General features: G+C 39.5%; 8 protein-coding genes. 7 read left to right on the top strand and 1 reads right to left on the bottom strand.

What is annotated here, in order from left to right; genetic code table 11:
• Positions 1-11 precede the first annotated feature (11 nt).
• Together recO and pdxJ are read left to right on the top strand one after the other, a co-directional pair.
• Entirely contained in the window at positions 12-704 is a 693-nt protein-coding gene (gene recO, locus ATS74_RS09315; RefSeq protein ID WP_058548617.1) for a DNA repair protein RecO, read from the top strand.
• 22 nt (positions 705-726) lie between these two features.
• Positions 727-1,458 carry a pyridoxine 5'-phosphate synthase gene (gene pdxJ, locus ATS74_RS09310; protein WP_058548616.1) on the top strand — a complete coding sequence of 244 codons (732 nt, stop codon included), beginning with the start codon at positions 727-729 and terminating at the stop codon, positions 1,456-1,458.
• Positions 1,459-1,570: 112 nt separating this feature from the next.
• Here the strand turns inward: pdxJ and barA are convergent, their stop codons facing one another.
• Complete coding sequence (gene barA, locus ATS74_RS09305) at positions 1,571-4,345, bottom strand: two-component sensor histidine kinase BarA (RefSeq protein ID WP_058548739.1); 2,775 nt, start codon at positions 4,343-4,345, stop codon at positions 1,571-1,573.
• A gap of 110 nt (positions 4,346-4,455) precedes the next feature.
• On the opposite strand from barA, the gene rlmD reads away from it, so the two are divergent.
• From rlmD to eno, 5 genes are all read left to right on the top strand, one after another.
• Positions 4,456-5,781: a 23S rRNA (uracil(1939)-C(5))-methyltransferase RlmD gene (gene rlmD, locus ATS74_RS09300; protein ID WP_058548615.1), complete on the top strand. Its 1,326-nt coding sequence runs from the start codon at positions 4,456-4,458 to the stop codon at positions 5,779-5,781.
• Positions 5,782-5,789: 8 nt separating this feature from the next.
• Entirely contained in the window at positions 5,790-7,946 is a 2,157-nt protein-coding gene (gene relA / locus ATS74_RS09295; RefSeq protein WP_058548614.1) for a GTP diphosphokinase, read from the top strand.
• Between the two features lie 2 nt (positions 7,947-7,948).
• Positions 7,949-8,746, top strand: a complete 798-nt coding sequence (gene mazG, locus ATS74_RS09290; protein WP_058548613.1) for a nucleoside triphosphate pyrophosphohydrolase — start codon at positions 7,949-7,951, stop codon at positions 8,744-8,746.
• 162 nt (positions 8,747-8,908) lie between these two features.
• Positions 8,909-10,543 carry a CTP synthase gene (locus ATS74_RS09285; RefSeq protein ID WP_058548612.1) on the top strand — a complete coding sequence of 545 codons (1,635 nt, stop codon included), beginning with the start codon at positions 8,909-8,911 and terminating at the stop codon, positions 10,541-10,543.
• A gap of 275 nt (positions 10,544-10,818) precedes the next feature.
• Positions 10,819-12,117 carry a phosphopyruvate hydratase gene (gene eno, locus ATS74_RS09280; protein WP_058548611.1) on the top strand — a complete coding sequence of 433 codons (1,299 nt, stop codon included), beginning with the start codon at positions 10,819-10,821 and terminating at the stop codon, positions 12,115-12,117.
• Positions 12,118-12,128: the final 11 nt, after the last annotated feature.

Below are 12,128 nucleotides of genomic sequence, written 5' to 3'. Positions count from 1 at the left end.
CAGCTTAATGAATGGATAGCGACTTCTACACAGCGTATTTGTTACATCGGCGTCCTTATAGTGACTCCCAAGTAATGCTTGATATGCTGGTAGAGGGCGTGGGCCAGTTAAGAATGCTGGCGCGAATTAGTGGCCGCCAGGCCACTAAGCATAAAGCACAACTTCAGCCGTTTCAGGCATTACTTGTTCACTACAGCGGCAAGTATGATTTAAAATATATCAATAAATTCGAATTACATGGTAACCCGCATTATTTAAAAGGTGACGAGTTATACTGTGGTTTTTATTTAAATGAATTAACTAATCGTATTGTGCCTGTTAATGAACCCATTGAACAAGTATTTGAACTTTACAAATCTCACCTTGGTAACCTTAATAGCGGTGCTAATTTGCAAGCTGTGCTGCGCTCATACGAGTTTCAATTGTTAGAGCTTTTAGGCTACGGTGTCGATTTTAGTTTTGACGCAAGCGGTGAGCCAATAGACGAAGCGCTTACGTATAGCTATTTCCCTGAGCTTGGTTTTTTAATGCAAGACGATGTACGCTCAGGATTTAGTGGTAAACAGCTTAATGCAATTGCAAATCATGACTTTAGCCAAAGCGATGTGCTATATATGGCAAAGCAATTAAGTCGCTATTTATTAAAGCCCTTACTAGGTAGTAAACCATTAAAAAGCCGTGAGCTATTTATGGCCTCTCAATAAACGTAATTTTACAGGTAGAACAATGAAAGATATTCTTTTAGGTGTAAACGTAGATCATATTGCAACACTTCGCCAAGCACGTGGAACAAACTACCCAGATCCGGCTCACGCAGCCAGTGTAGCTGAGCACGCAGGTGCTGATGGCATTACGATTCATTTACGTGAAGACAGACGCCATATTCAAGACCGTGACGTTTATGTAATGGCTAAAACTATTCAAACTCGTATGAATCTTGAAACCGCTGTTACCGATGAAATGATAAAAATAGCGCTTGAAGTAAAACCTGAGTACGTGTGTTTAGTACCTGAAAAACGTGAAGAGCTAACGACTGAGGGTGGCTTAAATGTAGCTGGCAATATAGATAAAATTAAAGCTGCGACTAAAACTCTTGGTGATGCGGGCATTAAAGTATCGCTATTTATTGATGCAGATAAAGTGCAGTTAGACGCAGCAAAAGAATGTGGCGCTCCATTTGTTGAAATACACACTGGCGCATATGCCGACGCTACTAATGACACTGACTTACATAAAGAGCTTGAGCACATTCGCGAAGGCGTTAAATATGCAGCAAGCATAGGCTTAATTGTAAATGCAGGACATGGCCTTCATTATCATAACGTTAAGCCAATTGCTGAAATGCCCGAAATATACGAGCTAAACATTGGCCACGCTATTATAGCTCGTGCAGCTATAGATGGCCTTGATAAAGCCGTGCGCGATATGAAGCGATTAATGATTGAAGCAAGAATGTAATTTTTATCTTTGATTTAAATTTTACAAAAGCGCAGTTTTACTGCGCTTTTTTAGTTTAAGTAACTAAATTTAAGTTACTGAATTTAAGAAACTTAGTTTAAGTAGCCGTAAGCTAGCGTTGAAGCTCGGTGACATTGGCATCAGCTAATAAATTTTCAAGCTCATCTTGAAGCTCAAATAACTCAGGTTCAATATTCTCTAGTATGCATTCACTTTTAAGTGATGTTTCAATGGTTTCTGCTAGTGATTTAAGCTTAGGTACGCCGGTGTAACAACATGCACCATGAAACTTGTGCACTATGCTAAGTACTTGCTTACAATCATTACTTTCAATAGCTTTAGCAAGGAGTGTGAGTGTTTCAGGCACACTTAGCAGTAGCATATTAAGCATCTCGAGTGCTAACTCGCTTTTGCCGCCAGCACGTTGCAATGCCTGCGCCCAGTCAATTCGAGTACTTTGAAATGGAGCAGGGCTTTGTGGAATATCTATTTTAGCTTTATCACGGTTTATAGGTGTTTGTGGGCTATGATCGCAAATAATTTGGCTTAACATATCCTCATCAATAGGCTTAGTTAAATAGCCTTTAAAACCATCTTTTAAAAGTTGTTCTTTTTCACTGTGAAGCGCATGGGCTGTTACTGCAATAATAGGTGTATCTTCATTTAATGATGATTCGCGAATAAGCTTACATGCGGTAATGCCATCCATTATTGGCATTTGTATATCCATAAATATCACATCGTACTTATGACTTTTGCTTAAGCTGTATGCTTGAGAGCCATTATGAGCGGTTTCTACAACCTCTACTTGCTCTTTTAATAACGTACAAATAAGTTTTAAGTTAGCGTCGTTATCGTCAACAACAAGCACTTTTAATGGTAATAAAGCTTGCTCATTTTGCTCAATATTATGAGTAGGGTGATCAAGTCTATAAGGCGCAGCAAGTACTTCACATAACTTACGGTGATTAAGCGGTTTACTCAAACAAGCGTCAGCGCCACTGCCTATAAACGCTTCTCGCATATTGTGCGATACAGTATTAAGCATTAAATATAAGTAGTCGGTTGATTCACGTACGGCTTTTACATAGCTTTTTAGCTGCTGCATATCATCAACAGACGCCATATGGCCAATTAAACAAATATCATATTTATATTCGCTATTTTTTATAGCATCTAAAAAGCTGGTCTCGTTAAAGCACGCTGTTACGTTTGATTGCCACTGAGTTAATAATGAAAGCACTGCATGGTGTGTATGTTCATGCGGCTCTAAATATAAAATACGCTTACCAATGAGCGATTTCGATGGTAAGTCGTTAGTAAATATATGGTTTGGTAAGTTAAATACACTATTGAATGTAAAACATGTGCCGTTACCTGGTGCTGAGTTTAATGTAATGCGGCCGCTCATCGCCTCAACTATATGCTTGGTAATAATAAGCCCCAGGCCTGTGCCACCAAATTTACGTGTAATACTTGAATCTGCTTGGCCAAAAGGGGTGAATAGTGAATCCTGTTTATCCATAGGGATACCCACACCAGTATCGGTTACCGAAACCAATAAAGAAGCACGCTCGTCATCGAGTAACCGGTGACTTATATCGACCTTAATTGAGCCTTTCTCAGTAAACTTAATCGCGTTGCTTAAAAGGTTTATTAAAACTTGTTTAAAGCGCGTTGGGTCGCCGGTTAAATCATCTGGTACGTGCTGGTTTATGTATATAGATAACTCTAATTGTTTTTCGTGTGCACTAGGCGCTAGTAATGTCATTACCTCATTAACAGCATCGCGAAGTTGAAACTGAATTGACTCAAGCTCCATTGCACCCGCTTCAAGTTTAGAAAAATCTAAAATATCGCTAATTATGGTCATTAAACTATTTGCCGAGAGCATAATTGTATCAAGGTAATCTTTTTGATTTTTATTAAGTGGCGTTTTATAAAGTTGGCGGGTAAAGCCAATAACACCATTAAGCGGAGTGCGCAGCTCGTGACTCATTTTAGCTAAAAAGTCTGATTTAACTCGGTTAGCGTCTTGCGCTTCTTTTTTAGCAAATGAGAGTTCTATATTTGAGGTTTCATATTGCTCAAGTGTTTCACGGTAGTCGCTGGTTGCTTGGTCAATATTTTTTTGCATCTCATCTTTTTGCATCACCATAGTGTGAGCAATGGTATTTAAACCTTCGCGTAGCAGCTCAAATTCACCAATCATGCTATCGGTTAAGCCAGTGTTTCTTTTTCCTTCAACAAGTTTGTCGGTGGCAAGTACTAACTTATTAAGAGGGTTCATAAACATACGGCTAAGTCTTAATGCCAAAATAGCGGCAAACACCAGCGACAAAATAATAACAATACCGCTAATTAATAGCGCTCGTTGCTGGCCAATAACGGCTTGGTCTTTATTTAATTGTAAAATTACAGTACCAAGTGATGACTGAAAAGCCGAAGGGTCCCATTTAGAATCATGACTTGTATGGTTAATTACTGGCGTAAAAAAAGTGATGAGCTCTGCATTTTTTTGCACATGAGTCGTTTTTAAATTTTGTAGTGTTTGCTGGTTAATAAGCTTGTCAAATGAGCGGTGGTAATTACTGGTCATTAACAGCTCATTATTTTTATCAAAAATCGCTATCGATTTGACTGCAGGGGAGTGTTTGTTATGTGTATAGCTAATAAGGCGATTTAATAATTGTTTGTTTTTTTCAAGCATAGGTTGCTCAAGGGCAATAGCAAGCGGCTCAGAAATAGTTGCGCCTTGTTGATATAAAATTTCATCAAGCTCAATGTAACGATTTATTGTAAAATAGCCACCAAGTAGTAATCCTATGATCACCGTTGGGATCAGGGTCAGTGTTAAAACAGAATCGCGTAAGCCTAATTTGGTCATAATGGGAGCGTTATTATCATTATTAGTATGATTTGAGTATATACGGTTCAACTCGCATTCTAAAGCATCTAAACATAGGTGCATTACAAATAAAGTGAAGGTAATGCCTAATGGCGCAAATTTTTAAAGCGAAAAAAAAACCGCTTAAGCAACAAACATTAGAATTAAATATCACAGGTATAGATCACCAAGGGAGTGGTATTGCTAAGCATAAAAATAAAGTGTGTTTTGTAAGTGGTGCATTACCTAATGAAACGGTTAAAGCAACACTTGTTGAAGATAAAGCGAAATACAGTAGTGCTAAGGTAATAAAAGTAATAAACGCCAGTGAATTTAGAACAGATGCATTTTGCGAGCATTATAATCACTGCGGTGGTTGCCAGTTACAGCACCTAGAAGTTGCTCAGCAAGTTATTGAAAAGCAAACAGCGGTTACTCAATTATTTAATAAATTTGCTAAATTAAAAGAGCTGAATTGGCAAACTCCGCTATTGAGCAAATCAACTCATTACAGGCGCAGTGCTCGGATTGCCGTTATGTTTGATAAAGCCGCTAAAAAAATGCGTGTAGGCTATAGAGCCAGTGGCTCTAAAAACATTGTAAGTATTAATAAATGCGCGGTACTTAATGATGTTTTTGCAAATGTATTTACTCTTTTTGATGAGTTAATTAATCAACATAAAGCGCTTCACAGTATAAGTCACCTGCAGTTATGCCAAAGTGATGAGCAAAACTTTGTGGTTATTCGTCACACAAAAACAATTAACGATGAATTTAAGGCAATAGTTGAGCAAGCTGCACTTAACCAGCAATATACTATTGTATGGCAAAGCGAGAGTGACGTTATTGATCATTCGCACTTAGCGATGCCATTTTATTACCTTAAAGATTTAGATATAAAATTTGAATTTGGTTTAAGTAATTTTATTCAAGTTAATGCGCAAGTTAACGAAGCTATGTTAAAGCAAGCTGCAAATTGGCTTAATTTAAATGGGGACGAAAATCTATTAGATTTGTTTTGTGGTATTGGTAATTTCTCATTAGTGTTGGCAAAACAAGCCAAATCGGTAATTGGTGTTGAAGGCGTCACTTCAGCTGTTGCAATGGCTGCTCAAAATGCGCAAACTAACCAAATTACTAATACGCAGTTTCATTGTTTTGATTTAACGCAAAATATGCAAAACGCGCCGTGGTTTAGTAAAGAGTTAGACGTACTCGTGCTTGACCCTTCTCGTACAGGTGCAATGGCTGTTTTGGAGCAATTACCACTGAAGCAGTTTAAAACTATTTTATATGTGTCTTGTGACCCTGTTACTTTAGCCCGTGACAGTGCAATTATTTCGCAAGCAGGCTTTGATCTTAATAAAATTGGGCTAATGAATATGTTCCCTCATACAGGGCATATCGAAACTATGGCGTTATTTCAACGGAGGTAAAGCGCACTATGGTAGCTACACGACAATCACATCAACAAGATGAGAGTACAGACTTTAGCACGCGGCTTTCGTTACTTGGCTTGTCTGAGGAAAAAACAGAGCTACTAAATCAAGCCCAAGCCCTGTGCGATAAATGTGATAACCAAAGCCGGCAAAACACAGCAATCGAAATGGTAGAAATTTTAGCTGAGCTAAATCTTGACCCTGAATCGTTAGCTACTGCATATTTAACGCCTTATTTTTTAAATGATCTTATATCGCTTGAAATCATAGAAGAGCAGCTAGGTAATAACATTGCTATGCTGCTAACGGGTGTAGCGCAAATGGCCACTATTAGTACTTTATCGCACCAAGGTAAAGGCACTATGCAGGTCGATAATATCCGAAAAATGCTATTAACCATGGTTGAAGATGTACGCGCTGTTGTTATTAAACTTGCAGAGCAGGTATGTCATTTACGTAATGTAAAAGATGCCGACGAAGAAGAGCGAGTTATTGCCGCAAAAGAAACAGCCGATATTTTTGCACCACTTGCAAACCGTTTAGGAATAGGGCAATTAAAATGGGAGCTTGAAGATTTATCGTTCAGGTATTTACACCCAGATACCTACAAAGGCATTGCCAAACAGTTAGATGATAAACGACTTGCTCGCGAAGCCTATATGGAAGATATGGTTGAGCAGGTAAAAAACCGCTTAAGTGAGGCCGGTATAGAAGCGCAAGTGTACGGGCGGCCTAAACATATCTACAGCATTTTTAAAAAAATGCAGCAGAAAAACTACGAGTTTGATCAGCTTTTTGATATTCGCGCAATGCGTATTGTGGTTGAGCGTCTACAAGATTGTTATGGCGCGCTTGGCATTGTTCATACTAATTGGCGCCACTTAAATAAAGAGTTTGACGACTACGTAGCAACGCCTAAACAAAATGGCTATCAATCAATTCATACCGTGGTATTTGGCCCTGAGGGCAAAACCGTAGAAATACAAATACGCACCAGCGATATGCATCAAGATGCTGAGCTAGGTGTTGCTGCGCACTGGATGTATAAAGAAGGCGCATTACCTGGACGAGGCTCAGGTTACGAGCAAAAAATTAGTTGGCTGCGTAAATTACTACAATGGCAAGAAGAAGTCGTTGATGGGGGCGATTTAGCCGAAGAGCTAAAAAACCAAGTAGTAGAAGACCGTGTGTACATTTTTACCCCAAGTGGCGATATTATTGATTTACCATTAGGTGCTACACCGCTTGATTTTGCCTACTACATTCACTCAAACGTAGGTCACAGGTGCATAGGCGCTAAAGTATTTGGCAAAATAGTGCCGTTTACACATCAGTTATCAACGGGTGATCAAGTAGAGATACTTACTCAAAAGCAACCTAATCCAAGCCGAGACTGGCTTAATCCATCATTAGGTTATATTAAATCATCACGTGCAAGAGCTAAAATACATCACTGGTTTAAGCAGCTCGACCGCGATAAAAACCTAAGTGCGGGTAAAGAAATCCTCGACAGTGAGTTACAAAAGCTTGATTTAACCTACAAAGATTTAGATCCCGCCATCAAGCGCTTTAATTTTAAAGAGCTCGATGACTTAATGGTTGCCATTGGCGCAGGTGATGTACGCTTAAACCAAATGCTTAACTTTGTTAGCGACCGTACAGAAGATGAACCGGTTATACGTTTTAAAGCACCAAGTAAAGTAACGGGTGATAAAAACGGCATTGTAGTGGACGGTGTTGGTAGCTTAATGAGTCATGTAGCTAAGTGTTGTCGTCCTGTGCCTGGCGACCAAATAATTGGCTATATAACCCAAGGCCGTGGTATTGGTGTTCATAAAGATGACTGCGACGCATTTAATAACTTAAAAACACAGCATCCTGAACGCGTGATCTCAGTAAGTTGGTCTGACGATATTAATGGCTCTTATGCACTGAGCATAAAAATTGAGGCCAGCGATCGGTCTGGTTTAATCCGCGATATAAGCTCTGTGCTTGCTAATGAAAAGGTCAACGTATTAAACATGAACGTAAATACGGTTGGCGCAGACCAACTTGCCGTATTTACTATGCAAATAGAAGTACATGACTTATCAGGTACTAATCGAGTACTTTCAAAACTACTTCAGATTGAAGGTGTTCACGATGCTAAGCGCAGCCAATAAACATGACAGATAAAAACGCATTAACTGAGCTTTTAAATATTATGCAAACCTTGCGAGATCCTAACGGCGGGTGCCCGTGGGATCTTAAGCAAGATTTCAAATCAATTGTTCCTCATACCCTAGAAGAGGCGTACGAGGTTGCCGATTGCATAGAGACTAATAATTTAGGTGAGCTTAAAAATGAGCTTGGCGATTTACTTTTTCAAATTGTGTTTTATGCCCAGTTAGCTAAAGAGCAAAACTTATTTGATTTTGATGATATTATAAATCAGCTAAGCACTAAACTTGTGCGCCGCCACCCTCATGTATTTAACGAGCAGCAAGCGTTAACTGACGAGCAGTTAGCAAAGCAATGGCAAGCAATTAAAGCACAAGAACGTGCTGAAAAAGCTTCACCGGTTAATACTTCGCTTTGGCAAGATATTCCGGCAAATATGCCAAGCCTTAGTAAAGCTAAAAAAATTCAGCAACGTGTTGCTGGCTTAGGGTTTGATTGGCCAAGCTATCATGGCGCACTTGATAAAGTGAGCGAAGAAGTATTAGAAGTAAAAGAAGCGCTCGAACACGATCCTCTATCTGAGCATACAGCAGAAGAAATAGGCGACTTACTGTTTGCCACTGTTAATGTTGCTCGCCATGTTAAACGCGACCCTGAACAACTTTTAAGACAAGCAAATGATAAGTTTTCAGCGCGGTTTGAAAAGGTACAAGCGTACTTAATTGCTCAAGGCAAAAGTTTAGATACTGCGAGCCTAGAAGAAATGGACAACGCGTGGGATGCCATTAAAAAAGTGAAATAGGTTTAATGTTAAAAAATGCACATTTTTTGTGCGCGCATTTACTATTTTTAGCTGGATTGCGCTGGCGTGTTTTGGTACAATTTCGCCCCGTCTTGATGATATACCCAGAGTCTCTTTCTCGGGTGTTATATTCCTTTTAATTCCTGATATTCTAGGGTTCGCATGAGTACAAAATTTATCTTCGTTACTGGCGGGGTTGTTTCTTCGTTGGGTAAAGGTATTGCAGCAGCATCACTAGCCGCTATTTTAGAGGCCCGTGGTTTAGACGTTACCATTTTAAAGCTGGATCCTTACATCAACGTTGACCCAGGCACAATGAGCCCAATTCAACACGGTGAAGTATACGTTACAGAAGACGGCGCAGAGACTGACCTTGACTTAGGTCACTACGAGCGTTTTATTCGTACCAAAATGACTAGTCGTAATAACTTTACACAAGGGCGTGTATACGAAGACGTGTTACGTCGTGAGCGCCGTGGTGAATACCTAGGTGCAACTATTCAGGTTATTCCACATATTACAAATGACATTAAGCAACGCGTATACGACGGTGCTGAAGGTCATGAAATTGCGATTGTAGAAATTGGCGGTACAGTAGGTGATATTGAATCACAACCGTTTATTGAAGCAATTCGTCAAATGGGTACTGAAATTGGCCGCGAACGCGCGCTATTTATTCACTTAACGCTAGTGCCATTTTTAGGCCCTGCGGGTGAAGTGAAAACAAAACCAACTCAGCATTCTGTTAAAGAGTTGCGCTCTGTAGGTATTCAGCCAGATATTCTTATCTGTCGTTCAGACCGTAAACTGCCTAACAACGAGCGTGCAAAAATTGCATTGTTCACTAATGTTGAAGAAAAAGCGGTTATTTCACTACCAGACGTAGACAGCATTTATAAAATTCCTGCGCTATTAAAATCTCAAGAATTAGATAATTTTGTATGCCGTCGCTTTCATTTAGATGCGCCAGAAGCTGATCTTGCTGAGTGGGAACAAGTACTTTATCAAGAGTCTAACCCTACTGGTGAAGTAACAATTGGTATGGTTGGTAAGTACATTGAATTACCAGATGCATACAAATCAGTTAACGAAGCACTAAAACATGCGGGTCTTAAAAATCGTTTAACAATTAATATTGAATACGTAGACTCACAAGATTTAGAAAGCAAAGGTGTAGAACTACTATCTCATTTAGATGCTATTTTAGTTCCTGGCGGCTTTGGCGGACGTGGTGTTGAAGGTAAAATTTTAGCGGCTAAATACGCACGTGAAAACAAAGTTCCATACCTAGGTATTTGTTTAGGTATGCAAGTGGCACTTATTGAATACGCGCGTAATGTTGCAGGTTTAACTGATGCAAACTCTACAGAATTTAACGCTAACTCAGAAGCGCCTGTCGTTGGTTTAATTACTGAATGGTTAGACGCTGAAGGCAAGGTTGAAGTACGTGATGAAAAATCTGATTTAGGTGGCACTATGCGCTTAGGCGCACAAAAATGTCATTTAACACCAGGTTCTAAAGTACATGAAGTATACGGTAATGCTGAAATTGTTGAACGTCATCGTCATCGCTACGAAGTAAACAATAATTTTGTAGAAGCGCTTGAAAAAGCAGGCTTGAGCTTTACTGGTTTATCAGAAGATAAAAAATTAGTAGAAATTATCGAAAATAAAGATCACCCATGGTTTATTGCCGCGCAATTCCACCCGGAATTCACGTCAACCCCACGTGATGGTCACCCGCTATTTGAAGGGTTTGTAGCTGCGGCTCACATTCACCAAAAAGCTAATTCGTAATTTTAAAAGCCGTGCATATTGCACGGCTTTTTTGTTTTAAGGGCTGACTGATACCCATTTTATTAAAAACATGAGCATTGTATCGGATTAAATAACTTACTAATTGCGTTAAAAATTACTCATATAGAACAACTATATGTCATAATTTGTGTCTTGTTATTGAGTTGTTTTCTTAGCGTTATGATAGCTCACTAATTAAATGCAATTGGTATAAACTATACAAAACGTAGTAAAGTTAGCTGAACTCACCATTTTGGGAATATAGAGGAATCAAGATGTCAGAAATCGTAAAAGTAATCGGTCGCGAAATTATGGACTCGCGTGGTAACCCAACTGTTGAAGCAGACGTACATTTAGCAGATGGTTCTTGGGGTCGTGCAGCTGCACCTTCAGGCGCATCTACTGGTACTCGCGAAGCATTAGAGTTACGCGACGGTGATAAGTCACGTTACTTAGGTAAAGGCGTATTAAACGCTGTTGGTTTTATTAATAATGAAATCGCAGATGCGCTTAAAGGCCAAAATGCATTAGAGCAAAGTGCTGTTGATAAAGTAATGCTAGATTTAGACGGCACTGAAAACAAAGAAAAACTAGGTGCAAACGCAATCTTAGCAGTATCACTTGCAACTGCAAAAGCAGCTGCACAGTCTAAAAAAGTAGAGCTTTACGAGCACATTGCTGATTTAAACGGCACACCGGGTGTTTACTCTATGCCACTTCCAATGATGAACATCATCAATGGTGGTGAGCACGCAGATAACTCTGTAGATATTCAAGAGTTTATGATCCAACCTGTTGGCGCTGCAAACTTCCGCGAAGGCCTACGTATGGGCGCAGAGGTATTTCATAGCCTTGCAAAAGTACTTAAAGCAGACGGTCATTCAACAGCGGTTGGCGATGAAGGTGGCTTTGCGCCAAACCTTGCATCTAACGAAGCGGCACTTGCAGCAATTAAAGTTGCGGTAGCAAACGCAGGTTACGAGTTAGGTAAAGATATTACTTTAGCGATGGATTGTGCTGCATCTGAGTTTTACGACAAAGAAGCAAACATTTATGATCTTAAAGGTGAAGGCAAAAAATTCACTTCAGAAGAATTTAACTTCTTCTTACAAGAGCTTACTGAGCAATACCCAATTGTGTCTATTGAAGATGGCTTAGATGAGTCAGATTGGGATGGCTTTGCACACCAAACTAAACTAATGGGTGATAAAATCCAATTAGTAGGCGATGACTTATTCGTAACTAACACTAAGATTTTAAAACGTGGTATCGACAACGGTATTGCTAACTCGATCTTAATTAAGTTTAACCAAATTGGTTCACTAACTGAGACGTTAGCTGCAATCAAAATGGCAAAAGATGCAGGCTTTACAGTTGTTATTTCTCACCGCTCTGGCGAGACGGAAGATTCAACTATTGCTGATTTAGCGGTAGGTACTGCTGCAGGTCAAATTAAAACAGGTTCATTGAGCCGTTCTGACCGTGTTGCTAAGTACAACCAACTTCTCCGTATTGAAGAAGCGCTAGGTTCAAAAGCACCTTACAACGGTCTTAAAGAAGTTAAAGGTCAGTAATTACTGCTCTT

Source organism: Pseudoalteromonas sp. H103 (assembly GCF_001469205.1).
Lineage (GTDB): Bacteria > Pseudomonadota > Gammaproteobacteria > Enterobacterales > Alteromonadaceae > Pseudoalteromonas > Pseudoalteromonas carrageenovora.
This window is presented reverse-complemented; position numbering and strand designations above follow the sequence as displayed.